Source organism: Kitasatospora sp. NPDC059577 (assembly GCF_042735475.1).
Classification (GTDB): domain Bacteria; phylum Actinomycetota; class Actinomycetes; order Streptomycetales; family Streptomycetaceae; genus Kitasatospora.
Map to the genome: position 1 here is coordinate 402,838 of NZ_JBHWBZ010000001.1, position 23,698 is coordinate 426,535.

The 23,698-nt window shown below is 70.5% G+C and carries 29 protein-coding genes and 1 pseudogene; 10 read left to right on the top strand and 20 right to left on the bottom strand.

The window, feature by feature from the left end; genetic code table 11:
• Positions 1-216 precede the first annotated feature (216 nt).
• The 3 genes from ACFV0O_RS01905 to ACFV0O_RS01915 form a co-directional block, all read right to left on the bottom strand.
• Positions 217-591, bottom strand: a complete 375-nt coding sequence (locus tag ACFV0O_RS01905) for a hypothetical protein (protein WP_380334955.1) — start codon at positions 589-591, stop codon at positions 217-219.
• A gap of 242 nt (positions 592-833) precedes the next feature.
• Complete coding sequence (locus ACFV0O_RS01910; RefSeq protein ID WP_380334957.1) at positions 834-1,268, bottom strand: hypothetical protein; 435 nt, start codon at positions 1,266-1,268, stop codon at positions 834-836.
• 154 nt (positions 1,269-1,422) lie between these two features.
• Entirely contained in the window at positions 1,423-2,205 is a 783-nt protein-coding gene (locus tag ACFV0O_RS01915; protein WP_380334960.1) for a hypothetical protein, read from the bottom strand.
• A 244-nt stretch (positions 2,206-2,449) separates the two neighbouring features.
• Here ACFV0O_RS01915 and ACFV0O_RS01920 point away from each other — a divergent pair, with 244 nt between their 5' ends.
• Positions 2,450-2,947 (top strand): class I SAM-dependent methyltransferase, encoded by a 498-nt coding sequence (locus tag ACFV0O_RS01920; protein WP_380334964.1) that lies wholly within the window; start codon positions 2,450-2,452, stop codon positions 2,945-2,947.
• Between the two features lie 394 nt (positions 2,948-3,341).
• On the opposite strand, the gene ACFV0O_RS01925 is transcribed toward ACFV0O_RS01920, so the two are convergent.
• Positions 3,342-4,394 (bottom strand): alpha/beta hydrolase, encoded by a 1,053-nt coding sequence (locus ACFV0O_RS01925; RefSeq protein ID WP_380334967.1) that lies wholly within the window; start codon positions 4,392-4,394, stop codon positions 3,342-3,344.
• A 113-nt stretch (positions 4,395-4,507) separates the two neighbouring features.
• Between ACFV0O_RS01925 and ACFV0O_RS01930 the strand changes: the two genes are divergently transcribed.
• A complete protein-coding gene (locus ACFV0O_RS01930; RefSeq protein ID WP_380334970.1) occupies positions 4,508-5,107 on the top strand; it encodes a TetR/AcrR family transcriptional regulator in 600 nt (199 codons plus the stop codon).
• Positions 5,108-5,389: 282 nt separating this feature from the next.
• Here ACFV0O_RS01930 and ACFV0O_RS01935 read toward each other — a convergent pair whose 3' ends face one another.
• The 3 genes from ACFV0O_RS01935 to ACFV0O_RS01945 all read right to left on the bottom strand — a co-directional run bounded on the left by ACFV0O_RS01935 (position 5,390) and on the right by ACFV0O_RS01945 (position 6,575).
• Entirely contained in the window at positions 5,390-5,536 is a 147-nt protein-coding gene (locus ACFV0O_RS01935; protein WP_380334973.1) for a hypothetical protein, read from the bottom strand.
• 179 nt (positions 5,537-5,715) lie between these two features.
• A complete protein-coding gene (locus ACFV0O_RS01940) occupies positions 5,716-6,042 on the bottom strand; it encodes a MazG-like family protein (protein ID WP_380334975.1) in 327 nt (108 codons plus the stop codon).
• A gap of 239 nt (positions 6,043-6,281) precedes the next feature.
• Positions 6,282-6,575: a DUF1330 domain-containing protein gene (locus ACFV0O_RS01945; RefSeq protein ID WP_380334978.1), complete on the bottom strand. Its 294-nt coding sequence runs from the start codon at positions 6,573-6,575 to the stop codon at positions 6,282-6,284.
• A 554-nt stretch (positions 6,576-7,129) separates the two neighbouring features.
• On the opposite strand from ACFV0O_RS01945, the gene ACFV0O_RS01950 reads away from it, so the two are divergent.
• On the top strand, positions 7,130-7,276 hold the full coding sequence (locus tag ACFV0O_RS01950; protein ID WP_380334981.1) for a hypothetical protein: 147 nt from the start codon (positions 7,130-7,132) through the stop codon (positions 7,274-7,276).
• Positions 7,277-7,434: 158 nt separating this feature from the next.
• Positions 7,435-8,949 carry a tyrosinase family protein gene (locus ACFV0O_RS01955; protein ID WP_380334984.1) on the top strand — a complete coding sequence of 505 codons (1,515 nt, stop codon included), beginning with the start codon at positions 7,435-7,437 and terminating at the stop codon, positions 8,947-8,949.
• A 508-nt stretch (positions 8,950-9,457) separates the two neighbouring features.
• Here ACFV0O_RS01955 and ACFV0O_RS01960 read toward each other — a convergent pair.
• A complete protein-coding gene (locus ACFV0O_RS01960) occupies positions 9,458-9,775 on the bottom strand; it encodes a hypothetical protein (RefSeq protein ID WP_380334987.1) in 318 nt (105 codons plus the stop codon).
• A 192-nt stretch (positions 9,776-9,967) separates the two neighbouring features.
• Between ACFV0O_RS01960 and ACFV0O_RS01965 the strand changes: the two are divergent.
• Positions 9,968-10,105 (top strand): annotated as a pseudogene (locus ACFV0O_RS01965) (GntR family transcriptional regulator); the annotation flags it as partial.
• A 177-nt stretch (positions 10,106-10,282) separates the two neighbouring features.
• On the opposite strand, the gene ACFV0O_RS01970 reads toward ACFV0O_RS01965, so the two are convergent.
• Positions 10,283-11,638, bottom strand: a complete 1,356-nt coding sequence (locus tag ACFV0O_RS01970; protein ID WP_380334989.1) for a tetratricopeptide repeat protein — start codon at positions 11,636-11,638, stop codon at positions 10,283-10,285.
• A 244-nt stretch (positions 11,639-11,882) separates the two neighbouring features.
• On the opposite strand from ACFV0O_RS01970, the gene ACFV0O_RS01975 reads away from it, so the two are divergent.
• The 4 genes from ACFV0O_RS01975 (at position 11,883) to ACFV0O_RS01990 (ending at position 15,581) form a co-directional block, all read left to right on the top strand.
• Entirely contained in the window at positions 11,883-12,038 is a 156-nt protein-coding gene (locus ACFV0O_RS01975) for a hypothetical protein (protein WP_380334992.1), read from the top strand.
• 116 nt (positions 12,039-12,154) lie between these two features.
• Positions 12,155-13,081, top strand: a complete 927-nt coding sequence (locus tag ACFV0O_RS01980) for a hypothetical protein (RefSeq protein ID WP_380334994.1) — start codon at positions 12,155-12,157, stop codon at positions 13,079-13,081.
• A gap of 35 nt (positions 13,082-13,116) precedes the next feature.
• Complete coding sequence (locus ACFV0O_RS01985) at positions 13,117-14,361, top strand: hypothetical protein (protein WP_380334996.1); 1,245 nt, start codon at positions 13,117-13,119, stop codon at positions 14,359-14,361.
• Between the two features lie 782 nt (positions 14,362-15,143).
• Complete coding sequence (locus ACFV0O_RS01990) at positions 15,144-15,581, top strand: hypothetical protein (protein WP_380334999.1); 438 nt, start codon at positions 15,144-15,146, stop codon at positions 15,579-15,581.
• Positions 15,582-15,729: 148 nt separating this feature from the next.
• Here ACFV0O_RS01990 and ACFV0O_RS01995 read toward each other — a convergent pair whose 3' ends face one another.
• The 6 genes from ACFV0O_RS01995 to ACFV0O_RS02020 all read right to left on the bottom strand — a co-directional run bounded on the left by ACFV0O_RS01995 (position 15,730) and on the right by ACFV0O_RS02020 (position 19,684).
• The gene (locus ACFV0O_RS01995) at positions 15,730-16,110 is read right to left on the bottom strand and encodes an HNH endonuclease (RefSeq protein ID WP_380335001.1); all 381 of its coding nucleotides are present in this window, start codon (positions 16,108-16,110) and stop codon (positions 15,730-15,732) included.
• 466 nt (positions 16,111-16,576) lie between these two features.
• Positions 16,577-17,578: a recombinase zinc beta ribbon domain-containing protein gene (locus tag ACFV0O_RS02000; RefSeq protein ID WP_380335004.1), complete on the bottom strand. Its 1,002-nt coding sequence runs from the start codon at positions 17,576-17,578 to the stop codon at positions 16,577-16,579.
• Entirely contained in the window at positions 17,491-18,222 is a 732-nt protein-coding gene (locus tag ACFV0O_RS02005; RefSeq protein WP_380335006.1) for a recombinase family protein, read from the bottom strand. Before ACFV0O_RS02005 ends, ACFV0O_RS02000 begins: the two co-directional genes overlap by 88 nt.
• A gap of 77 nt (positions 18,223-18,299) precedes the next feature.
• Positions 18,300-18,707: a VOC family protein gene (locus ACFV0O_RS02010; RefSeq protein WP_380335008.1), complete on the bottom strand. Its 408-nt coding sequence runs from the start codon at positions 18,705-18,707 to the stop codon at positions 18,300-18,302.
• A gap of 151 nt (positions 18,708-18,858) precedes the next feature.
• Entirely contained in the window at positions 18,859-19,347 is a 489-nt protein-coding gene (locus tag ACFV0O_RS02015) for a hypothetical protein (protein ID WP_380335011.1), read from the bottom strand.
• Between the two features lie 115 nt (positions 19,348-19,462).
• Positions 19,463-19,684, bottom strand: coding sequence for a hypothetical protein (locus tag ACFV0O_RS02020; protein WP_380335014.1), 222 nt, complete (start codon positions 19,682-19,684; stop codon positions 19,463-19,465).
• A gap of 19 nt (positions 19,685-19,703) precedes the next feature.
• Between ACFV0O_RS02020 and ACFV0O_RS02025 the strand changes: the two genes are divergently transcribed.
• Entirely contained in the window at positions 19,704-20,153 is a 450-nt protein-coding gene (locus tag ACFV0O_RS02025; protein WP_380335017.1) for a hypothetical protein, read from the top strand.
• Between the two features lie 435 nt (positions 20,154-20,588).
• Here the strand turns inward: ACFV0O_RS02025 and ACFV0O_RS02030 are convergent, their stop codons facing one another.
• The 5 genes from ACFV0O_RS02030 to ACFV0O_RS02050 all read right to left on the bottom strand — a co-directional run bounded on the left by ACFV0O_RS02030 (position 20,589) and on the right by ACFV0O_RS02050 (position 23,648).
• Entirely contained in the window at positions 20,589-21,101 is a 513-nt protein-coding gene (locus tag ACFV0O_RS02030) for a DUF1877 domain-containing protein (protein WP_380335020.1), read from the bottom strand.
• Between the two features lie 247 nt (positions 21,102-21,348).
• A complete protein-coding gene (locus ACFV0O_RS02035; protein WP_380335022.1) occupies positions 21,349-22,128 on the bottom strand; it encodes a class I SAM-dependent methyltransferase in 780 nt (259 codons plus the stop codon).
• Positions 22,129-22,234: 106 nt separating this feature from the next.
• Entirely contained in the window at positions 22,235-22,609 is a 375-nt protein-coding gene (locus tag ACFV0O_RS02040; RefSeq protein WP_380335025.1) for a hypothetical protein, read from the bottom strand.
• An 84-nt stretch (positions 22,610-22,693) separates the two neighbouring features.
• Positions 22,694-23,233 (bottom strand): hypothetical protein, encoded by a 540-nt coding sequence (locus tag ACFV0O_RS02045; protein ID WP_380335028.1) that lies wholly within the window; start codon positions 23,231-23,233, stop codon positions 22,694-22,696.
• 58 nt (positions 23,234-23,291) lie between these two features.
• Positions 23,292-23,648, bottom strand: a complete 357-nt coding sequence (locus ACFV0O_RS02050; protein ID WP_380335030.1) for a hypothetical protein — start codon at positions 23,646-23,648, stop codon at positions 23,292-23,294.
• Positions 23,649-23,698: the final 50 nt, after the last annotated feature.

Here is a 23,698-nt window from a genome sequence, read left to right on the forward strand (position 1 = left end):
GGGCGGCCGGCGCCGCCGGCGGCGGGGCGCGGGCGGCGCCGCGGGGGCCGGCGCGGCCGCCCCCCCCGCCCCCCGCCCCCCCCCCCCCCCCCCCCCCCCCCCCCGCCACTGTGCCGGGGCCGCCCTGCGCGGCTGCCCCCGGGGCAGTGCCCCGGGCCGCCGGCGCTCCGCTCGTGCGTCGTCCCGCTGATCCCCGTACCGGACGGACACGTCGGATCAACTGCTCGGCGCATCACCGCGGAACGCCTCCGAAGCCGTCCCGGTGGGCGGAGTGTCATGAGCCACGATGAGCTGACACATCCGGTGCATCCGGCGCCAGAGCCGAGGGCTGTCGTCCTCGGTGAGCGCAGGCAGGACCTGTTCGAGCCGGCCGAGCATGTACCGCACCGTTCCCATCCCCCGCTCGTGGAGGGAACCGCCGTTCCCGACCCACGTGAACACGCAACCCGCCAGCCTGGTTTCGAACGACATCAGGTCGACGCCCGCGACCTCCAGGGTGATCCACCGGAGCGGCAGGGGCGAGCGGAACTCGTTCCGGTGTTCCTCCCACAGGCGTTCCACGACGGCGAAGGAGTCCTCGGCAGCATCCATGCCCCCATCCTCGCCACGGCGGCGCCGCAACGGAAGGGATCAACGTCCGCCCCACCGCCCGAAGCAGGGGCCCGGCCCGGCCGTGCGCACCGACCGGCTCGCCGTCGCGGACCGGCCCGCGCTCCACCATGAGGCCGTCCTCGTCGTCCGCGGAGCCGGGGACAGCAGTTCGGCGGGACTGCGGGACTGCGGGACAGCAGATCGGCGGGACTGCAGGTCGGCGGGCTGCGGGGCCCTGGGCGTCACCGTTCGCGGAACTCGCCCTCGTACGGGTCGTGTTCCCACCCGGCGCCGCGGCCCGTCCGCGCGAGTCGGCGCCGGGCCCGGTCGGCCCGGTCCGTCACGTGGAACCAGACCAGCACCCCGACGGCCAGGACCGCCAGCCCGGCCGGTGCGAGGGCCCACACGGTACGGGAGTACAGCCAGAGCAGCAGGCCGAGGGCGGCCGAGCCGACGATCGCGTACGCGAGGCCCAACCGGCTGCCGGGCGAACTCCGGTGGATCTCCTCGATCTGCGCGGCCGCGTCCCCCTCGGCGCCGCCGGTGAACTCGCCGGGGTCGAAGAAGTAGGGCTCGATGTTGCCCTCCTCCCACTCGCGCTCCACCCGGACCGCCCGTCGGCGGAAGCCGCGGCGCCGCCGCGGACCGTCGGGTGTCGCGCCGTATCCGCTGCTCATTCGCTCCTCCTCCTGGGGCGCCGACTCGGGTCCGTCGTGGTGCCGGTCGGGTGTGCTGCCAGTTCGTTGTGCTGCCGGTCCGTCGTGGTGCCGGTCCGTTGTGCGTGCAGTGCGTGTGGGGCCGGCGCGGGTGCGGGTGCGTGTGGTGCCGGGGTCAGCCGGCGAGCCCGCCCGCGAGGAGATCGGCCAGCATCAGCAACTGCCGTACGTGCTGGTCGCTGAACTCCTGCCGGTCGGGGTCCTGGAAGATCCCGCCCCAGGAGTCCGTCTTCGCGTCCACCGCGAGCACGCCCAGCGGCACGCTGCCGGCCTGCACCCGGACGATCACCACCGCGTCGTCCGCAGGGGTCCCGGGGACGTTGCCCCGGAAGTAGGACTTCGTGGCGGTCCGGCGGAACACCCGGCCGGTGGCGACGACCTTGCGCAGGGCACCGATCCCGAAGTCACCGGGGCCGATCCGTTCCACCGGTGAGGCCGAGTCGAGGGAACGTCCGCGACAGGTGAAGGTATCGGTCGCCGGGTCCCACGAGTAGTAGACGCCCCGGCAGGAGTGGTGGATCCGCGCGGCGGCCGCCGCGACGGCCTGGTCGAGCCGCCCGCGCTCGGCCCTCGGATCCTCCGAAGCGGCCAGGAGGCCGGCGATGTTGGCGGTGAACGTGGTGCCGGGGGCGACCGCCGTCACCAGTTCGTTCAGGCCGCGGGAGGTCTCCAGCGCCAGCGCCTCGATCCGCCCGTGCACCGTCCGCGCGCGTCGCGCCTCCACCGAACCGACCAGCACCGTCAGCGCGGTGGTGGCGATGCCGTAGAGGATGAACTCCACCTGGCGACTGCCGTTGGAGCCGGCCAGGGTGCTGAAGACGAACGCCCCCGAACCGAAGACGAAGGCGAAGAACTTCAAGGTGCCGTCGACGATCCGCGATCTCTGAGTAGCCGTCACTACTACCCCCACACTCGTCCCGCCCCGCCGGGGCGCCCCCGTCCCACGATCGTAGAGAGCACGGGAGACGCCCTCAAGGTCTTTCACCGCGGGGTCCCGCAGCCCGGGACCGGGGCGGCGCGGCGTGGCCGGGCAGGGCCGGGCCAGGATCGCGGGGCCGTGCCACACTCGCACCGCCGGGCGCCGCGGACGCGCCCGGCGGTGGGCCTCGCGCCGCACCGCGCGCGACGGGAGGGGCGGCGGCATGTCCTTCGAGGGCCCGGTCCCCGACGTCTACGAGCGGTACCTGGTGCCGCTGCTCCTCCGCCCCTACGCCCGGGACGTGGCGCGCCGTCTGCGGCGGCACCGCCCCCGGGACGTGCCGGAGACCGCCGCCGGGACCGGTGCGGTCACCCGTGAACCGGCCGCCGTCCTGCCGCCGGACACCTCGATCACCGCGACCGACCTCAGCCGGCCGATGCTCGACCGCCCAGGGCGTGCCGCTCGCCCGCCCGGCCGGCTGGGCCGAGGCCGACGCGATGGCGCTGCCGTTCCCGGACGGCTCCTGCGACGCTGTGGTCTGCCAGTTCGGGGCCATGTCTTCCCCGACCGCCCGCGCGCCTTCGGCGAGGCCCGACGGGTGCTGCGGCCCGGCGGCGTCCTGCTGTTCAGCGTCGGGGACGCCGTCACGGCGAACGAGTTCGCCGCGGTGACCGGACGACGCCCGCCGGCCTCTTCCCCGCGGACCCGCCGGACTTCCTGAACCGCGTCCCGTACGGCTACCACGACGCCGAAGCGATCGCGCGGGACCTGGCGGACGGAGGATTCGCCGGCACCCCGCGGATCGGGACCGTCACCGCGCGGGCCCGCGCGGACTCGGCGGCGGACGCGGCGACGGCCTGCTGCCAGGGCACTCCGCTGCGCGGCGAGATCGAGGCCCGGGGCACCCGCACCCCGGACGAGGTGACCCGGGCGGTCGCGGCCGCGCTCGCCGACCGCTTCGGCCCCGGCCCGGTCGAGGGCGCGCTCAGCGCGCTGGTGGCGACCGTCGCCCGCTGACGGCCCGGCGCCCGGTACGGGCCGGGGATCACCGGTCGGAGCGGGGGCCAGCCGGTCAGGGCGGCGGGGCCAGCCGGTCAGGGGCCAGGGCCGGGGGATCAACCGGTCAGGGTGTCCCGCAGCCAGGGGGTGATCACGGCCATCGCCTCGCCGAAGCGCGAGATCGCGCAGTGGCCGGTGTCCGGGATCAGCTCGACCCGGGTGTCCCGGCGGCCCTCGAACACCCGGGTGTCGGCCAGCGGGACGTGGACGTCCTCGGTGCCGTTGACCACCAGTATCGGCCCGTTGGCGTCCCGGTCCAGCAGCGGGCGCAGGTCGAAGGCCGCGAAGGCCTCCTCGCGCTCGGCCGTGCTCGGCATCGCGTCGAAGCCGAGGGCGTTGCCGACGATGCCGTCCATGCCGAAGGCGAAGCCGCGGCCCGGGGCGAAGGAGCGTTCCACCGGGCCGCCGAGCACCACGGAGGCGTCCACGGCGCCGGTCAGTCCGGTCCGGGCGGAGTAGTAGCCGCCCATCGAGATGCCGAAGTGGCCGACCTGCCCGCTGCCGGCCCCGCGGGCGAAGGAGACCAGCCCGGCGATCACCTCGGCCCCGCCGTCCGGGGTCATCGGCAGGTGGGCGGTCTCACCGGTGCCCGGGAGGTCGAACAGCAGGAGTCGCGCCGGCAGGGTGAGAGCGAGCTGCTCCCACATGCCGTGCAGGTCGGTCTTCCAGGAGTCCACGCCGCCGCTGGCCAGCACGACCGGTGCGTCGGCGGGCAGGCCGGGGGCGGCCATCAGGTGGACCGGCAGCTCGGCCCCGCCGCCGCGGTACGGGACGGTGAGCGTGCGGCGCTCGACGTCCACCGGGAAGCCGGGGGCGGCCAGCACGTACTGCTCGACCTGGCGGGCGAGCGCGGTGCGCTTCGGGCCGTCGGCCAGAGAGGGGAACTTGGCCCAGCCGTACGCCTGCGCCGCCGCGCGGTGGCGCCCGGCCCCGGCGTGCCGGGCGGCGAGGGCGGACCACTCGTACACCCAACTGCCGGGCCGGTCGGGCCACATCTCGGTGATGCGGGCGCGGACCTCGTCGACCTCGTCGACGGCCAGGCCGAGGGTCATCTGCGGGTAGCGCTCGACGAACAGGTCCTGCGGGTCCAGGGGCCAGGTGAAGGACATGGTGGTGCCTCCCGATGCTCTTAACGCCGGAACTCTTGCCTTAGTGACTATGCGCCGGGGCGGCGATTAACGCAAGAACTCCTGCGTTAAGGTGGGGCCGAGGTGATCGACACATGACCGAGGAAGAACCGGAACCGATCCGCCGCCGTCCCGGCGGCCGGGCCACACGCGTCCGTCAGGCCGTCCTCGCGGCCGCCATGGAGATGCTGGTCGAGGAAGGCATCACCCGACTCACCGTCGCCGGGGTCGCAGCCCGCGCGGGAGTCAACGAGACCACGGTGTACCGGCGTTGGGGCAGCCGGGAGAAACTCGTACTGGACGCCCTGCTCACCGGCAGCAACGAGGGCATCCCCGTCCCCGACACCGGAGCCGTCCGCACCGACCTCGCCGCCTTCGCCCGCGCGCTCGCCGAGTACCTCGCCACCCCCACCGGCCGCTCCGTCGCCCAGGCGGCCACGCTCGGCTCCGACGACCCCGACCTCGCCGAAGCCTGGCAGGCCTTCTGGCAGTCCCGCCTCGACCAGGCCGGAACCATCATCGGCCGGGCCGTCGAACGCGGGGAACTCCCCCCCGACACCGACACCGCCCTGGCCCTGGAACTGCTCTGCTCCCCGCTCCAGAGCCGCGCCCTGCTCGGCCACCGCCCGATCGAGCCGGACCTGCCGGAACGCCTGACGGACCTGGTGCTCGACGGCCTGAGAGGGCGGACCTAGGGCTTGTCTGACAATTCGCGTCGCATCAGCGCGCGGCGTTGGGCGCCCGGCTGGGCGTGCCGCCGGAGCGTCCTCGTACTGGACGTACTTGGACGATTCGGCGGTGCGTCCAGGTGGGGGTACCTCCCGGCCGAAGGCTGGGGGCGGATGCCCGGCGTCGTGCGCGCGGCGGGAATTGTCAGACAAGCCCTAGGAGGAGGGCCGGCCGACCCGGGCGCGAGCCGGGGAACAGCCGGGGGAGTCGGCCGTCCCGGGGGAAGTCGGCCGTCCGCTCCGCCGTGGTCAGAGGCGGTCGGGCGGAGGGAAGGGGAACAGGGCGACGGCGTCCAGGCGGACCATGGCCGTGCGGGGCTCCCGGCCCGGCGGGTACTCGCGTCGGTACAGGAACACGGCGCCGCTGCGGTCGAAGGCGGCGACGCCTTCCTCCACGGCGCCTTCCTCCACTGCGCCTTCGTTCAGGGCACCTCCCTGCACGGCGCCCGCCTCGCGGCCCGTCGGGCGGTGGAGGTCGGGTTCCGGGCCCGTACCGGGTCGTCGGTGGCGGCCGGCCACTCAGGCTCCCCGGCTGCGCCCGGCGGCGGTGTGCGGGCAGGCCGTGGCGGGGGTGCTCACGCGGTGGCCTCGCCGGTGATCGACCGCCCGGCGAGGTACCGCAGGTGGCGCGCGAAGACCGCCTCGGGGTCACCGCCGGTGCGGGCGATGAGGATCAGAGCGGTCACGGCCGCGTCACAGGCCTCGGCGTGGACCTGCTCCAGGGTGTGGGACCGGCCCTTGCGCGGGTTCATCCCGAGCACGCCGATGACGGCCTCGGCGACCTCGCCGCACTCCTCCCCCAACTTCAGCGCCTGCAGAAGCATCGTCTGCTCGGGGGGATGATCCAAGAGCGAATCCAGCTTCTCGGCGAGGGACTTGAGGATCGTCCAGGTGTCGTCCACGACGCGGGATCCTGCCGCTGTTCGATCGGCCCGTTCAACCCCGGCGGTTCCGGGCGAGCCCGGGTCGAACGGTCCGTTTTCGATTCCAGGGGAGTCGCCGTCGACGGTCGCACGACGCGGCGAGCCATGACGCGAAGACGAAGGCCCTCGTCCGCTCAGATGGGTGTTCGTTGAACGAGCTGATGGCCGGGTGATCCCCGCAGTCGGCTTCGTGTTCGTCGCCGACGCAGCCTCGATCGTCAGTCGAGGCCTTCGATGATGCGGAAGTCGCGCTCGACGCCGTCGGCAAGTGCGGCCAGCGCCTCCTGGTAGGCCGCACTCGCATGGGCGGCGACCGCCTGTTCGAAGCTGTCGAACTCGACCAGGACGGTGCGCTCGGCGATTCCGGCGTCGTGTGCGACGACCCGGCCGCCGCGGGCGACCGTCCGCCCGCCCGCGGCCTTGACGGCCGGAGCAGCCAGCTTGTTGTAGGCAGCCAGCTTCTCGGGGTCCGCAATGGTGCGGTAGGCGCTGACCCAATAGCCCTTGGCCACGGTACCTCCTGTGTTCGGAATTGATGCTCAGGACCATGCTCGGATCCATGGCCGGCGCGCTGTGGGTCAGCGAGCCGACGGAGACGGCGTCGAAGTCGGACGGCTTTCGATCCTCAGCTTCCGGTCCGACTCGACCGGCCCAGGCCCGGCAGACCGACTTCGGCCGGCCGGGTCAGTGCTCGCGCAACGTTCCGAACGCTGCGAGGGGGCACGAAAGTCTCGTAGCCGCAGTCCAGCCCCATGCCCGCCCGGCCGCCTCCCCTGTCCTGAACGGGCATCCTTTCACGGCATGGACTGGTAGCCCAGCCGTTTTCCGGGGCGGCTGCACTGACCTTGCCCGGTCGGGGATTCGAGCCGGAATCGAGTCCGGAGGGATCAGCCCCGAGCGGCTTCGGGCGGACCGCAGATCCTCTACTGCCCCGACAGTTGGCGTGCCGAGTGACAGATGGCGTCCCATGGAATGGTGTAGCAGGGATCTTGACGTAACCCCTGGTCATAAAGGAGCCATCGCGCAACTCTCCGATTAGGCATGCTCGTTGAGTGAGAGGCGCGCGATGACCTTGTCGCGTTCCGACCTGCTCCGCCTCATGGAGTCACTGCGTACGGCGGACGGAATCGAGTCGATCAGGACTCCGGCCCAGCGGCTGCTCGCCCTCGGTGCCGCCGCCTGCGCCACCCGGAAGGTCCTCGGCCGCGCCTGAGCATTCGTTGGGATTCGTAGGAAACAGCCGCCCGCACACCGCAACTCCGACCGCCGGGCCGTGTCGATCGCATAGAGAACTTTTGCAGTGCCGCATACTCGCTCCGCAAAAGCTCGATATCCGAGCAAAACGCCCACCCCGAGCCCCGCGGAGGACACATGACCACGCCCCAGAACAACCCCGCCGACGATCCGGTCGTCGCGGCGCCGACCTACCTGGCGGACATCCGCCACTACTTCCGGCCCGAGGACGTGGAACACATGGCCGCCAAGGGCATCGATCTCGGCACCTACGACGGAGTGAAGAACAACGCCGGGGCGATCTTCGCCCACACCGCTCCCCCCGGGGCGGACATGCCCCCGGACACGGCCGGCAAGTGGAGCGCCAACCGCTCGCAGACGTTCAAGAACTGGATCCTCAACGCCTTCCCGATCGGTACGGCAACGCCCCCTGCCACGGAGCCGCCGACCGGGGCGGCGCCGGCCCGGCTGCGCAAGGACGTCACCACCCTGACCGACCCCGAATTCACTCTCCTCACAACGGCGTTCGAGGGAGTCATCGCCCGCGCAACCACGGCAGCGGACGGCTACTTCATGCTGGCCGGGCTGCACGGCCTCCCCAGAGCCTGTTGCCTGCACCACGAGAACCGCTTCAACCCCTGGCACCGCCCGTACCTGATCGAGTTCGAGGACGCGCTGCGCTCCGTCCCGGGCTGCCAGGACGTGACGCTCCCGTACTGGGACATCTCGACCCCGCTGCCGGACCGTCTGCAGCACCCGCCGTTCGACAAGTACATCCTGCCGGCCGACCCCGGCGCCACCGCGCACCCGCCCGTTCACGGGTACTTCCCGTACACGACCGAGCGCTACTCGGTCGACGGCATCACGAAGCGCGTCCAACGGTTCAACGTCCTCGGCGACATCACCACCTCGCTGGCGCAGTTGCTGTGGGGTGCGTACAACACCAACGGCTACCAGGACTTCTCGATCCAGGCCCACGACGCCGGCCACGGATCGATCGGGCCGACGATGCACGACCAGAACGTCTCGGCCTTCGACCCGGTGTTCTGGTTCTTCCACTGCAACATCGACCGGCTCTGGCTGAGCTGGCAGACGAACAACACCGCGACGACGCTGGCCGGGTTCCGCACCAGGCTGGCAGGGCAGGACGACACCTGGCTGCAACCCGCCCCCTCCCTGTTCACCGAGCTGAAGCCCTTCCCCCAGGTCGCCCAGCAGACCATCTCCACCGAGGTCACGTACGACCGCCTGGAACTCATCAGCCATGCGAAGGGCGACATGGAGAACCTCTCCGGCAGCATCGACGCCGCCCGCACCTTCGCGTTCCGGAGCTCCGACCCGGTCTCGGTGCGGGTCAAGGGGATCGACCGGCTGAACATCCCGGGGTCGTTCAGCGTGACCCTGCTCGCCGACGGCGAGCCGATCGCGGCACGGTTCTTCTTCCAGCCGAAGAACCCGCAGGGCTGTGAGACGTGCAAGAAGAACGGCATCATCAACCTCGACTTCCGGATGTCCCAGGACGAGATCCTCGACAAGGTGCTGTCCGTCCGGATCGACGTGCCGGGGCACGGCGAGGAGATCGGCACGGCCTTCCCGCTCTCGCAGGCGGGCAACCCGACGATCAACGCCCGGCTGCTGGTCGGCGAAGCGTAAGGCGGCGGCGCCGCCCATCACCCGGGACCCCTGAGCTGTCAGGGTTTCCGGGTGAACTGCTGCTCAGACGAAGCTGATCACGAGCACGACGGCCGCGGACCACCGAGTCGAGACGCGTGGACGCCGGCCTGACGACTCAGCGGGACGCCGTCCGCTCAGATCTTCCGCTCACCCAGGACACAGAATTCGTTGCCCTCCGGGTCTCCGGAGACACGGAACTAGCGGTTCTACGGCAGGGCCGAGAGTGCCCCGCCCGGGTCGGTCCCGGACGGGGCGAGGGGGTGCTACTTCGCGGCGCGGTGGTGCGGCACTGCCCAGCAGTCACGCGACCAGTACCGGGCAAGCCCGTCGGTCCACGGTCGGCAGTCGTTCGGCTTACGGGGGTCGTAGCGGACCGCGTAGCGGGCTCCGGCGAGGATCTGCCACCCGTCCCGCTCGCACCGCAGCAGCCCCCGCGTGTTGCCCCGGCGAGTGCCGTCCGGAAGTCGCTTGATGAACGCCCGAGCCATCACGCCACCGCCCCGGCGAGATGCTGCGCGCCCGGGTAGGTGTAGCCCGGATCGGGCTGTCCCTCGGCGACCGCCCGCAGGGCCTCGCGCCGCTCGTACTGGCGCTGCATCTCGTCCAGCTCGGCCCGCCACGCGGCGTGGTCGACGTAGGGGGCGGACCAGCGGTCCCCACTCCAGCTCTTCGTCAGCGGGCTCCGGCGCGCTCTGGGCGGTGGGGTCGGAGGTGACCGCCAGGGCGGCGGACTCCGGCTCGGCTGGGACGGCGCGGTGCTGCCCGCGAGCTGGCAGGACCATGCGCAGGGCGAGGCGAAGGGCACGGACGATAAGGTGACGCATGTCGGCAGCTCCTCGAAAGCTGTTCGGCGGCCCCGGTGACTGGTCGCACAGTCCCGGGGCTCTTTGGTTGGTGGTGCGGATTTCGACCGGCCAACTCCTATAGGTACGTCTAGGTACGTTCATGCTCGTAGCGAAACGCGCGAGGTCGTTCGGGGCGTCCTACGCTTTTGGCTATGGACGTGACCCCCATTGACCCGGACGCCGAGGCGCACCCGTATCAGCAGATTGCGGCGGACATCATCCGGGCCATTCAGTCCGGGGATCTGCGGATCGGTGCCCGGGTGCCGTCCGAGGCTACGTTGATCCAGGCATACGGCGTTGCCCGGAATACAGCTCGCCACGCTGTCGAGTACCTGCGCACCCAAGGGTGGTCCGGACTCTTCCGCAGCGCGGCACGTTCGTGGCGGACCGCACCAACCAGACCCCCGGAGACCAGCAGACCCCGCCCACCGGAGTTCACCAGTAGGACGGGGCCGGATAGGTGCCGGTCAGGCTCGGACGAGTTCCGCGGCGCGTTGCCCCAGGTCTGCGGCGCCGGGGATGCCGCGTCGGGCCCAACTAGTCATTGTGGTACGGACTTTGTGAAGGTCCTTCTTGTGCCGGTCCGAGATGACTCCGTCCATGAAATCCAGGGATTGACCCCAAATCCCCACAGCCTCGTCGTGGCGGCGCTGGGCAGCGACCGACCGGGCCAGGTTCCCGAGTGTCAGGGCGTGAATGCGCCGGAACGCCTCGGGGTCACGACCGGCGAGGGCGGCACGGTGGTGGCGTTCGGCCGCCTGGTGGTCTTTCAGCTCGGCCAGGGTCTTGGCGGTGTGAGAGGCGACGGTTGCCGCTACCGGCCCGGTGGCGGCCGTAAAGGACGCTGGCGGAGCCGTGGTGTCAAGCATGGCGTCCTCGGCCGCCAGTAGCGCCGCTGCGGCCTTCTGTCCGCTCCCCACAGCTCCGTACGCCCTGGCGCTCGTGATCAGCAACAGGGCCTCGGTCTGCGGGTCCACCTTCCCACGCGCCCGCCGTAGGGACTCCTCCGCCAGTTCGACGCAGAACTCCGGTTGCTTGAGGTTGAGAGCCTGATGGGCGAGGGCACGCATCATCCAGGCTCCGTGTCCTGTCGGATCGCTCTCGCAGGCGAGTTGGTAGCCGAGAAGGTAGTACCGCTGCGCGGCGCCCTCCCGGCCCAGGTCGTGGTACTTCCACGCGGCGAGGTACGACAGTTCGGCCGCCACGCCGTAGGCGTCCCGGCGAATCGCCTCGGAGGGATACACGGCCTGGAGCATCGGCACCACCGTGTCAGTCAGGTAGGTGGTCACCGCACTCAGCCCGTGCCCTCCACCAAGACGCTCGTCAGCGGCAGTGAACACGCTGGTGATGTGCCGGACGGTGGCCACCTCGCCGACGCCCACCCGGCCGCCAGTCCTTCCCGCTCGCAGGGTGGCGGCGACCGCCTGGTGATCGTAGGTCAGCGGCAGTGCCACAGCGGCAGTGGCGAACGCACTGGCGAGGAAGTCACGGCGGGACTGCATCACGGCTCTCCCGAGGTCGGCGGCGGTGGCCAGCGGGTCGGCGCCCATAGCCTCCCCGATCGCTTCCGACCCTAGCCCGATCTCTGCCACGGTCACCTTGCGGCGTGTCTTCCGGGTAAGGGCCTCGGCGAGGTACAGCGGGGTGCGCCCCGTGGGGGTGCCGCCGGCTACCCAGTGGGCGATGGCGGATGGAGCCGTGGCCAAGTGCTCCCCCGCTTCGGAAGCGACTGCGCGCACTGTCGTCGCCAGTGCCTGGTACGTGCATCCGGACTCCGCGATGGCACGGGCCAGTGCCTCGTTTGGCGCCTTAGTGTCCGTCAACTGTCGTCCCTAATTGCGATCTTGAACGGGTTGAACGGGATCGGTGTGCTCACACCGTACCGCCGGAGCGTGACTGGCTGTTCACTGATTGCACCGACAGGCCGGGGGTTCCCGCCCGACTGGCACGGCAATGGCGATACCTGCCGCAAGCCACGCGGTGAGCCCGCCAGCGGTTCGCAGACTCCTCCCCGAACCTCGGGGAGGTGCACCAACCCGCAGCAGTACCCATGGAGGGAGCACAACCATGTCCGACAGCACCCAGGTCAGCAACCTGACGCGGCGCCTGGACCACTCGGTGCCGGACGGCGACTTCGCGCCGGTGGGCGTCGAGTCCCTGACGCGACGGCTGGACCACTCGGTCCCGGACGGCGACTTCGCGCCTGCGGCCACCGAGGTCTGACAGCAACTCCGAACTGATGCCGAGTAGTTGACGGCATGGCGGGTCGGCTCGGATGACCACCCGGGTCCGCCCGCCGCGCGGCATCGCCACACAGTCCCAAGCAAGGAGAGTCCGCAGTGAACACCACCATCGCCACCAGCGTCCCGGCTGGCTCCTTCTTCGACCTCGGCCGGAAGGACCCGGAACTGCTCCGGCTGCGCGAGGAGGGCGCGGAGAGCGCTCTGCCCTTCGCCTTGATGGAACGCCTCATCAAGTCCGGTACCCCCTACGCGCAGCACGCCCGTTCCCTGCGCAGCGAGAACGTGACCGTGCCCGGAGTGGCCTTCGACTGGTTCGACGCCCAGCTTCCCGGCGAGATCGCCAACGAGATCAACCTGACGAACTACGAGATCGCCGAGCACACCGATGACCGCCGTGCAGCACTGTCCGAGGCGCTGGACCGCCTGTCGCTGGTCCACCCCGAGGGATTCGCCCGCGTGCGCGAGTTCGTTCGTGGGCTGCTGTGGGTCGGGCTCAAGCCCGGAGTCCGCGGTTCTTCGCTGATCAGTTCCAGTGACCCGGCGCTCCCGTACATCGTCGTGTTCTCCGACAAGGCCCGACACCACATCCCGCCGAACACGGTCAGCCCGGAGCCGTCTCCCCGCTTCCTGGCGGAGAACCTGCTCCACGAGGGAACGCACCAGTCGATCAGCTTCCACGTCCTTCAGCACCAGGTCTTCGCCGACGGGTACTCGTCCAAGGAGTCCCCGAAGATCGAGATCAAGTGGCGAGCGGGTCAGGGCGTCGCGCGCAACCAGTTCTGGGAGGTGGACCGGGCCTTCCACGCGACCGGTGTCTACAACCAGTTGCTGAGGTTCCGCCGCACCGAGCTGGACCGCGACGACCTGACCGCCAACGAGCGCGCGTGCTTCGAGGCCGCCTACGACGAGGGCCTTCCCGCCGTCCGCTACCTCATGCGCGAACTCGAACTCCTGAGTGAGAACTTCACCCCGCACGGAGTGGAGCTGCTGGCCGACCTGCGCCAGCAGACCGACCAGCTGTAGTGCCACCCTGAGCAGAACCGAACGAGGAGGGTCCGGTGCTCCAGCACCTCATCACACAAGACGCCGGCCTGCGGATGATCCCGACCGACCGGGGCAAGTTGACGACTGCGATTGGCCAACTCCGCGAAGATCTAAGGGCCTTGCCCGAAGGGGCCGACCCAGCTCGTGCCCGGGTCCTGACCAGATGGATCGGCGTCGGTCAGATGTGCTTGGGCCACCACGAGGAGGCCCTTTCGTTCCTGCGGCAGTCGCTCGACTTGGCCGCAGCGAGCGGCAACACCCGAGCGGTCGTCGCCACGGGGCTCAACCTCGGCGACGCCCACCGCTACGCCGGTGACATGCGGACTGCGGATGCGCTCTACCGCAGCGCCCTGGGCACCGCGCGGAGCCAACACCCGGAACTGGTGGACTTCGCGCTCCAGCACACCGGCAAGTATCTGATGGAGCGCGGTGACCTCGCGGGCGCCGAGGCCCACCTCCGGGAAGCGCTGCGACTGCGGATCACCAAGGGGGACACCGAGCTGATCGGGTCCACACAGGCAGCCCTCTCGCGGGTGGAACTGCTGATCGAGCAAGCCGCAGCGCCGGGCGCGGACAACGCCGGGCCCCGCCAGTGGAGCGGGCAGTGGACTTCGTGGCTCCAGTCCAACACCACGGCCCGGACTTCGGACCGGTGGGCAGAAGACTTCCCGGCCATCCGGAGCGCCGTGCGCGGGCTGACCGCGCATCAGCGGGTACACCCGCGCCACCTGCGCGACCAGCCGTTCCCGGTCGAGTTGATCAACGCTATGGCGCAGGAGGCCGAGGAGGCCCTGACCGCCAACGGATACCTCCACAACGGCAAGTGGAACGCAGCCGTGGGCGACGCCGCGAACCGCTTCGCCGGGCAAGTCGATCTCGCCGCAGTCGTCGCGGAGTCCACCGGCCTGGAGATGGAGCAGCCGCACAACGGCGTCTATATCGCCTATCTGGAGGAGGGGCAGTTCCTCGACTTCCACGTGGACGAGTTCGGGTTCGGTGAGGCCAATCTGATCCTGTGTCTCAAGCACGAGCGTCCCGCCGCAGCTCCTAATGTGAGCACTACCGTCTTCATCGGCGCTGACGGCTACCGTGCGTGTGATCTCGCAGCCGGCGAGTGCGTTGTATTCGATGGGGCGATCACCCCGCACGGAAGGACTCCCCTCGGAGCCGGAGAACGCGTGATCCTGATCAGCTTCGGATTCCGCGCGCGTGATGCGGCCAAGCGTTCGGCTGCTCACCTCCCGGCGGCCCCGCGCTGAGTACGGTGAGCGCCTGCGCTTTGCGTTGACGCCGGATCGATCTCCCCAAATGCAGAAAGGCCCCGCCCTGCCCCGCTGAGGGAGAACAGGGCGGGGCCTTTGCGATTCGGGATGATTCCGGCATCTGGGACTGACTGTCCCGATAGGTGATGACAGCTACGGCCTCGGGTCCGCCATGAACCCCCCTCTCTTGATCTGTCACGCTCCGCGCAAACGGCTCTGCCTGCGGCGAGAGTCTTTTCCCTCCCTGCCGCGCCTTATGGCACCGGGAGGGAGTCACCCCCCTGGGGTGTCACCGCAGGTCAGGGCCTCGGACAGGCTTGACGCGCTCGCTCGCCCAACCTCCGGGCTGGTGAACGGCCGTCTCGCGGCTGTGACACTGCGTACACAGCGGACGAAGACGCGACCACGCGTCCGGATCGGGCACACCTCGGGCGACCAGCGACCGACGCGACTCCGGGAAGTGGTCGGCGACCACAGCGACGCGAGCACAGAGCACGCACCACGGATGGGCGTAGAGGTAGGCCCGACGGATGCGGGGCCAGTGAGGGCCGTACGCGCTTCCGCCTGGTGTGCCTCGCTGTGCGTCAGCCTCGGCCTGGTGCTCGGGGCAGCGACCACCACGGGCGGTCAGCTCGGGGCACCCGGGGACCGAGCACGGGGGGCGGGGTCTTCGCGGCATGGGAGTACCTCCGATCTGCGATCCGTGACGGTTTGATGACGCTTCGTCATGGGAAGATCCACGCCGCGTCGGCAGCGAGCCGGCCAGTGAGGAGACAGCCATGCCCGAGACCACGCCCAACGCCAAGGGCCCCGCCCAGGTGCAACTGTCACCCGAGCAGATGGCAAATCTCGGGCTGACTCCCACCCCTGGAGCAACGGCACCCACGGAACCCGCGCTGATCCCGGCCGACCAGGTCAAGCCCGAGGACATCGCCACACTGTCGATCGAGTACCGCGACGGTCGGCCCGTGCTCGTCATGGGCGATGGGAAGTACATCCCGGCCGAACTCCCCGTCGTGAGCAGTTCTGGCCCGGAATCCACGGCCCGATTCGCCCAGGAGAACGGCCATTGGGTCCTGCACACGCCCGACCCGATCCCCGCTCCGGCGCCCAACAAGCCCGGAAATCCCGAGTGGGCCGCGCTAGGCGACAGTTACACGGCGGGTTTGTTCCTCGTCGTCGATAGGTACGAAGCAGACGACTTCACTCAGCGCTGACAGTTGCCCGCCGCCCCGGTTCGGACCTCTCAGAGCCTGTGTCGGGGCGTCGTGCTGTCCATCGCGGGGCACCTGGGTACCAAAGGTCGACCAGTCGCAACACTGGCTCTGCCTGTGGTTGTCCGCGCTGCTGGTCGTCCTGGTCTGATCACGGGCCGACGGCGAACAGCCCGAAGTCCGTTGCGGTCTTGCCCTGGTGACACGGGCGGCACAGTGGCCACACGTTGTCGTCGGTGTCCTCGCCACCAAGGGCGAGCGGGGTCCGGTGGTCCACGTCGACCACCTCGGCCGGGAAGGTCCCGCCGCACAGGCCGCACACCGCGGAGCCGTCCCGGTCGACCCGCCGGCGAAGCCGTTCGGCGCCGCTGTAGTGGCGTGAGACCAGGGCTTGCAGCCGTCGGCGGGCACGGACCGAGGGGCGGGCTTCGTAGGCCCGGTGGTGGGCTTCACAGCGCCCTCGGTGAGTCGGGGGTGAGGGGCAGTCGATACAGCGCACGGTGCCCCCTCTCAGCGTTGGGTGGTGCCGCACTTCGCGTAGATGCTCTACGACAAGTGCTCGCCGTGGGGGACTGAGCGATCTTGCTACCCCGGTCGGCGCCCCGAGGGGCGGTTACTGGTGGGCGGCTCAGTCCCCCGCGCTCTGCCTCACGACTCCGGCGGCCACCCGGTGAACGGGTGCGTGGTGCACGGGCAGAGCGGCGAGAGAGGGGCGCGGGCACTCGGTCCGCCTGTTCCCGTCAGTGGGGTGCGCGGTAGTCCTGCGCTCCCTCTCTCGGAAGTAGAAGAGGGGGACGAATTCCCGTGGCCCGCCGAGCGGCGCCGTGCGGGTCGTCCGTTCCCCTCTCCCGGGAGTAGAAGAGGGGGACGAATTCCCGGGTGGTGATGGGGTGACGTTGGAGAGGGTGAATCAGGTTTTCTCTAGACTTGCAGTGTCATAGAGAAACCAGATTTTGCGTCTCCAACGTCACCCGTCACCACCTCCTCACGCTGGTGCCCTACGCCGCTGCTGCGACGGGCTCGGCGAGGCGGACCCGGGCGCCCTCGGTGGGGGCGGTCCCGGGGGTGGCGCTCAGCTCGGTACGTAGCCCGGCCACTGCCTCTATCGCCGGGTCCAGCTCACCCGTGATGGTGAAGGTGACCCGTCGTACGTCGAGCTTCTGCCACCCGCCCCGGGTGCCCCGCTTCACGTCGAGCCGGGCCCCGGCCTCAACCAGCATGCGCCGCCGGCCAGCAAGGTCCGCCGCTGCCCAGTCGTCCGCGTAAGCCCGCCCGGTCTCCGTGACGACCCGCGTGGGCTCGGTCCTCTCCCGGGACTCCAACTCGGCAATGCGGTTGTCGAGCGCGTCGGCGCGCTTCTGCCACTCGGCCGCAGCGTGCCGGGACTTCTGGCGCCCCTGCTGCTTCTGGTGCTCTGCAAACTCGGCCACGGTGGCGTTCAGCTCGGGCGCGGGGTCGTACCCGGGCACCTCTACGACCGTCTTCGTCCGGATGGGGCCGACCAGCCGCAGGAACTCGGCTTCCACGTGGTCGTCTGCCCAGTCTCCCCGGACGTTCGACGGCGCCTCGCAGGCGTCGCCGCGGGCGTGGTGGTTGCACTTGTACACGGGCGCCTGGTTCTTCTTGCTCTCCTGCCGGTTCAGGTACATGCGCCCACCGCACGAATCACAGTGGATGACCCGCAGCAACAGGGCTTCCGTGTCGGACCGCTCGCCGTTCTCGATGCTGCGTTCGTCAAGGATCGCGCCGATCCGGTCGAACTCCTCGCGGGTGAGGATCGGGTCCGTGGTGCACATGATCGGGTTGCCCTGGTCATCGCGCACCGGTACGCCGTTGTGCATCTTCCAGCCGATCAGCGTCTCACTGCGGAGCATCCGGGTAATGACCGCCGGAGTCCACTTGAACACGTCCACTACGACGTGAGAGCCCTTCGCCCCACCGGTCTTGCCGCCACGCGGACGCCCGTTCTTGACGGACCAGTAGTCGCGCGGACTGAGCACGTCATCGGCGTTGAGCCCTGCCGCAATGGCGGAGACGGTAGCCCCTCCAACAGCTCGCGGACGATGCGCTCAATGACAAGCACGGCGTCCGGGTCGGGCACCAGGGTCCAGCCCTTGCCGCCGAACTCCTCGGGCATCGGGGCGGGCATGTAGCCGTACGGCGGACGACCACCGCCACGCCACCGAAGCGGCATCTTGCGCATGGCAGCCATGGCGCCTGTTACGCGGTCGCTGATGCTCTGCGACTCGACCTGTGCGGCAAACGCCAGCATGAGCATTTGGAGTTCTGCCATGGGGTCCATGGGGTTGCGGAAGTCGAAGACCAGCCGCCCACCGCCGATGCCCTCGGCGAACACCAGCACCTTTCGGTGCTCCCTCGCCCACTTGGCGAGTTCGTGCATGTGCCCCATGGATCGGATGGCACGGTCGAAGCGCCACCACACAAGGGCGTCGAAGCTGTCGGGGGCCGCGATCCAGCGGCCAAGCTCCGGACGTTCCCACGGAGCTGTCTTGCTCGCCGACACGTCAAGGTCGACGGCTTCGCGGCGCTGGTCACCCTCGCCGAAGTCGATGTTCAAAGCCGCGGCGGCGGTCTCGTTGGACTCGCGCTGCCGCTCGGGGCTGGTGGTCTCGTCCGTCAACACGGACAGGCGGATAGCCGAGACGCCCCGCAGGCGCCCGGAGAACACGGTGCCCTCGGTCCCGGGCAGGGTCGTCCTAGTCATACCCTCCGGGGAGGGGGACGAATTCCGCAGGTCACGGGTAAGGGTGGCGGTCGACACCGGGGGTCACTCCAGAACTGGTAGTCCGGAGTGTTGGGGTCGAGGAGGGCCACCCAGTGCTGCTCGTCCTGCACGGTGTCGGCGCGCCGGGCACCGAGGGAGAGCAGCCGGGCGACCTCGGCCTCCTGGTCGTCGGGGCGGAAGTCGGGGTGGAGCCGGTTCTTCGACGTCTTGCCCTCGGGGACAGGCACGAAGAGCAGCCCCGGCATCCGGTCCGGCTCAGGCCGGATCTCGATGATCTCCTCGGATTCGTCGACCACTACCCAGCCGAGAGCCTCGGCCCACCAGCTCCCGAGGGCGATGGGGTCGGAGGAGTCGACGATGATCTGTTCCCATTCAAGTGCCATGGGCGTGAGCATGGACAGGCTGGGTCAGCACGACATCTGTCGCTGAATCAGCGATGTATCCGACGGCCGGTGACCGTTCGGCAACCGTCCGGATACGGCCTCGTCCCACGCGGGTGATCAATGTCCGGCCGCGACGGTCTCGTGCTGCAGCTCATTCCGGGAGCAAGGACGCTTCACCGACAGCGGCAATCAACTCGAACGGGAACTCCCGATCGGCTTGGCCGATGGCCAATGCGAGCCAACGGCCGGAAGGCCGTAGCCGCCACACCCGCATGCTGCCGGCGACGTTGCACAGGAAGCCCAGCGGCTCGGGAGCCACGAACTCCGGATCCGGATTGTCGAACCCGAGATATGGCCACAGATCGACCGTCGCCGGATCTCCCCAACGGTCGGCCAGAACGGCAGTCAGCGCAGCGAGATCGGCTTCCAGGTCCTGCTCGGCTGCTTCGACGATCTCCTCACTACGGTCGTCCCAGAAGTCCTGACTCTCCCGGAGCACGGCCACCTGATATCCAGGTCCACCCCAGCTTCGGTCCTTCTCCGATCGGCCTTCCCGCTTGGGGAACGGCAAAGTGCTCAGTTCGTCGATGATCGAGAGCTGGTCGTCAGTGAGACCCGTCGATCGGTGCTGGCTCGGCATCAGCGAAGCCTAGCCAGGTCGGCTCCATCCGGCGTCGCGCATGCCTCCCTGCCGCCAAGGACGACAAATGCGGCGCTGACACGACAGTCCGCGTGCCGAGTCACACCAACTGGGCTCACCGCCCCGGCCGGTCGGCCAGGTTCGCCGCCGGTACACCGGCCGCGAGGCCGGCCAGGCCGGCGACGGTCAGACCCGCACCCACCTGGGTGGCGGGCAGGTGTACGACGAGCGTGAAGTAGAGGACGGCGGCGGTGTTGAAGAGTCCGTTGCCGACCCGGTTGACGAAACCGGCGAGGATCAGCGCCCGCTGCGGACCGGAATCCGGCGCGCTGGGCACCGATTGGGCCGCCGCCCCGGTGGATGTGGCCCTCCAGGGCGGCGTCGACGTCCTGCCGGTCAAGGGCGTCCCGGCCAAGGTGCTCGGCGTCGCCCGGATCTCGGGCACCGACGTGGTCCTTGCCCTCAGGGACGACACCTGCCATGCGGTGTTCCTGCCGAGCGGTGCGACCGGGCCCGCCGCCGCAGCACCGGCACCGGCCTCGACCTCGACCTCGATCGGAGCGCAGCGCCCGGCCGTCGGGCCAGGCTGCCGCGAGGTCGCGGTAGGCCGCGAAGCGGGGGCCGGGCACCGTCTCGCGGGTCGTCTCACCGTTCAGCCGGCACAGTCGGACGGTGTCGATCTCGGCGTCGAGCAGGCAGCACACCCCGCCGGCTGCGGCGGTGAGGCCGGTGAACACCGCTCTGATGCTCGCCGACCGCTCGAACATCCGGCTCATCCCCGAGGTCGCCGCGGTGAACTGCACTGAGGCGAAGTGCGGGTGCAGCGCGGGGGCGAACCGGACGGTCAGGTAGACGTACCCGATCCGAACCCGTCCGAGTTCGTCGAGTTCGAGGCCACGGCCCTCGACGTACTCGCGTACCGCGTCGTCGACGCCGACCATGATCGAGGTGTCGAGTTCGAGCGTGCCGCCCGCGGAGCAGTCGACCGGGTCGCTCGCGAAATGCGAGGTGAACGGTACGGAGAGCCGCTCACCGTCGGGCAGGGTCAGCGTGAGCGGCGGTACCCGGCGCGTTCGCGGCGCCGGCTCGACGAGCTCGGCCAGCGCCCGGGAGACGTTCCGGGCGGGCGTGAACACCTCGTAGCCGTAGTCGAGTCCCATGCTTCGGCGTCTCCTGAGTCGGATCGCATCCTTCCACGACCGCCCCGCACGGACCGGGGCGTCTTCCGGGGGTCTGCGGGGTCAGTCCCACCACAGCACGACGAGCAGGCCCCTGCGGGCCGCTCCCTCGTAGAACTCGCGCAGTGCGTCGAAGTGGTGCAGCAGGTATTCCGTCGGATCGCCGATGAACCCCTGGCCGAGCTCGGATCCCGCGCCGCTGTCCACGACCGACCGGAGGATCGCCCGCATGTCGATCTCTCCGAGGAGGGCCGACACCCGCGCCACCGCGTCCGGGCCCAGGGCCGTCGGCGCGGAGTTGCCGAAGAAGGCGATCGCGTGCAGGCCGGTGTCGAGGAAGTGCAGGTCGATGTCGTCGTCGCCGTCGGTCGCCCGCTTGAGCGCGTCCAGGAGGCCGGCGTCGACCCGCGTCAACTCGCAGGCACGCTCCAGCATGAGGGGCGCCCAGTCCAGGTCCAGGCAGTCCTCGGCGGGCGGATCCCAGCGGTGGTCCCCGTCGGGTGACTCCTCGGCGGACCGACGGCAGGCGGCGAGGTACTCCGCGGGGACACGGGCGAGTTGCTGGGTGACGGCCATGACGGAAGTATCCCGACGCTGTCGACCGGATTTGTCGCCGGCCGCAGCCGTCCGACGGGGCTTGAGCCGGTGCGGTCCGGGCGGGTGGCATGGGTCGGGGGCGTGGGGGTACACGGTGGCTGCGGGCGGGTCGGCGGCGCGCGGGTCTCGTCCCCTCGGGCATCGTGCGTCGCCGCCGTCCGGCCGTTCCTGGGGCCTCCCGATCCGGACCTGCGGCCGGGTCGGGAGGCGCGGTCGTTGCCCGGGGTCAGGCCGGGACGGACCGGATCACGACCAACGATCCCTCGTAGAAGGGCTTTTGCCGCAGGGAGCCGAATCGTTCGTCCCAGGTTCCGTCGGCCAGGTCGCTCCGCAGGTCCGCCGCGAACCGTTCGCGGGCCCGCCCCTCGACGAAGCTCCAGGCCGAGCAGGCCTGTCGGGCGCCGGGGTCGAGCAGCATCTCGGGGCGCGCGTAGTACGCCTCGTTGAAGCCGTCGGTGCAGTCGGCGGGGATGGGCACCGGGGTCACCGTCGTGTGTCCGCCGAGGGCCTCGGTCATGGCCGCGACGGACGGATAGCGGCGCGCCTCGGTGTCCAGTACCTCGGGTGCGTACGCGTACAGCCAGAAGTCCCGGACGAGTTCGGGGTCGCAGGTCAGGACGACGACGGGACCCCGTGCCACTCGGCGCATCTCGCGCAGTCCCGCGCGGTGGTCGTTCCACTGGTGCACGCTGAAGGTGGTCATCGCCGCGTCGAACGCGTCGTCGTCGAAGGGCAGGTGTTCGGCGACGGCGTCGACGGCGGGCGGCAGGTGGGCGGGCCGCTGGGCGCGCATCGACGCGGACGGCTCGACCGCCGTCACCTCCAGCGTCGCCGACTCGTACGAACCGGCGCCGGCACCGACGTTGACCACCGTGCGGGCCCCGCCCAGGGCGGCGGTGATCACCTGCCCGATTCGTGCGTCCGGCTGCCGGTAGCGGGCGTATCCGCCGCCGATCGTGCCGTAGTCCGCGTCGCCCGCGCTGCCGTCGACCCCGCGTCCGTTCATGATCCGAACCTAGCCGCGCTGTCAAGGTTCCATTCCGACGACCGGGGCGTGGAGGCGTGGGGCGCGGGCGGCGGCGGGTTGCCGGGTCACCCGTGGTGAGTGACCCTCAGGCCCGGTACGTGAAGCGGCCGAGGTAGTGCAGGGAGGTGCCGTGCGGGTCGGTGACCACGTTGGGGGTGAAGACGCAGATCGCGGCGTCGGCGGGCTCGGTCGGCTCCACTCGCGGCAGCCACTGGTCGGCGTACGAGGCGTCGCGGAGGAGGATGTCGGGGGGAACGGGGGCGAGGTGGCCGTCGTCGCGGGCGTGCACGGCTTCGACGCACAATGGTTCGAGCTCGGCGATTCCGGTCTCCGTCATGAGGGCGGAGGGCACCGCGCCACCGGTTTCCGTCCACGTCTCGTCGACGTGGTCGCGCAGGTCCTCGAACGACGAGAACCGGCCGCGCGAGAGGAAGACGTGCACCACACCGGTTTCAGCCATCCGGTGATTGTCGCCCGGCACGTGTCCCGCGCGCGACCGGCCACGCGACCGGCCACGCGACCGGCCACGCGTACGGCACGCCGTTCACACGCCGTGGCCGCCGTCGGCGGGTTCGGTGTCGTCAGGTCGGGAACCCGCGTGTTCCCGCAGGTCGGCGAGGCGCGGGTCGTCGAGGATCCTTCTCGTCTCCGCGCGGGGGATCCCCAGGTGGCCTGCTGCGTGGATCTCGTCGCCGGCCCAGCAGAAGGCCGCGCGGATCTCCGCCTCCCAGGCTCCCGGGTCGCGCTCGCGTCGTGCGGCGAGTTCCGCGACGCGGGCGTCCTGGGTGGCGAGCGCTTCGTCGACGAGTTGTTCGCGGACGCCGGGGCGCTCTCGTACGGTCTTCGCGGACCACCAGTAGGGCTGGTCGTCCGAGGGTTGCGTGTCCTCGTACACGGCGACCAGCCCCAGCAGTTCGATCGGGTTGTCGGCCCAGAAGGTGAAGCCGTCCTTCTCGGCGAGCCAGGCGTCGCGTGCGGTCTCGTCCTCCTCGTCGGAGAGCTCGACCTTCAGGTGGTAGCCCCGGCGGCGCAGGAGTTGGAGGCAGGTCTCCCACACGTTGGCGTGGCTTGCCAGTGAGGCCATGCGGTCACTCCGGTCTTCCGGTGGCGGACGTTCCCCTGGGTGGCAGCTGTGGCCCGGGCTACTCCGACGGCCGAAAGGCCGCCCCGGCGGCTTCGGCATAGCTGAGGAAGGCCGCCCCGGCCGAGGCGACGTGCAGGTCGACGACGACCTCCTCGCCCGAGGGGCGGCCGCCCTCCGAGATCGCCAGGCCGATCAGTGCCAGGTCACCGGCCTGGCCCCGCAGTTCGTACTGCTCGCGGGTCTCCTCGCCGAGGTCGCCCGAGTCGTCACGCTCCCAGGCGTCCACCGCGGCCTGGGCCACCGCCCTGGGCAGTCGCACCGTGACGCGGCCGACCTGGGCGTGGACGTGCTCCCCGACCGCGGCCAGTACCTTCGAGTCTTCCCGGTAGAGGGCGTACCGCTCGTGATCCACCATGGGGCGAGGCTACTCGGACCGCTGGACCTGTCTCGACTGCATTTCGGCCC

Bases quoted from the DNA above. Each gene is read 5' to 3' on its own strand.
- ACFV0O_RS01905 (WP_380334955.1), bottom strand. From the start codon at position 591: ATGGATGCTGCCGAGGACTCCTTCGCCGTCGTGGAACGCCTGTGGGAG.
- ACFV0O_RS02010 (WP_380335008.1), bottom strand. From the start codon at position 18,707: ATGGCACTTGAATGGGAACAGATCATCGTCGACTCCTCCGACCCCATC.
- ACFV0O_RS02045 (WP_380335028.1), bottom strand. From the start codon at position 23,233: ATGGCCTCACTGGCAAGCCACGCCAACGTGTGGGAGACCTGCCTCCAA.
- ACFV0O_RS02040 (WP_380335025.1), bottom strand. From the start codon at position 22,609: ATGGCTGAAACCGGTGTGGTGCACGTCTTCCTCTCGCGCGGCCGGTTC.
- ACFV0O_RS02050 (WP_380335030.1), bottom strand. From the start codon at position 23,648: ATGGTGGATCACGAGCGGTACGCCCTCTACCGGGAAGACTCGAAGGTA.
- ACFV0O_RS01910 (WP_380334957.1), bottom strand. From the start codon at position 1,268: ATGAGCAGCGGATACGGCGCGACACCCGACGGTCCGCGGCGGCGCCGC.
- ACFV0O_RS02030 (WP_380335020.1), bottom strand. From the start codon at position 21,101: ATGGCCGTCACCCAGCAACTCGCCCGTGTCCCCGCGGAGTACCTCGCC.
- ACFV0O_RS01950 (WP_380334981.1), top strand. From the start codon at position 7,130: ATGACCTTGTCGCGTTCCGACCTGCTCCGCCTCATGGAGTCACTGCGT.
- ACFV0O_RS01920 (WP_380334964.1), top strand. From the start codon at position 2,450: ATGTCCTTCGAGGGCCCGGTCCCCGACGTCTACGAGCGGTACCTGGTG.
- ACFV0O_RS02035 (WP_380335022.1), bottom strand. From the start codon at position 22,128: ATGAACGGACGCGGGGTCGACGGCAGCGCGGGCGACGCGGACTACGGC.
- ACFV0O_RS01990 (WP_380334999.1), top strand. From the start codon at position 15,144: ATGCCCGAGACCACGCCCAACGCCAAGGGCCCCGCCCAGGTGCAACTG.
- ACFV0O_RS01975 (WP_380334992.1), top strand. From the start codon at position 11,883: ATGTCCGACAGCACCCAGGTCAGCAACCTGACGCGGCGCCTGGACCAC.
- ACFV0O_RS02015 (WP_380335011.1), bottom strand. From the start codon at position 19,347: ATGCCGAGCCAGCACCGATCGACGGGTCTCACTGACGACCAGCTCTCG.
- ACFV0O_RS01955 (WP_380334984.1), top strand. From the start codon at position 7,435: ATGACCACGCCCCAGAACAACCCCGCCGACGATCCGGTCGTCGCGGCG.
- ACFV0O_RS01925 (WP_380334967.1), bottom strand. From the start codon at position 4,394: ATGTCCTTCACCTGGCCCCTGGACCCGCAGGACCTGTTCGTCGAGCGC.
- ACFV0O_RS01930 (WP_380334970.1), top strand. From the start codon at position 4,508: ATGACCGAGGAAGAACCGGAACCGATCCGCCGCCGTCCCGGCGGCCGG.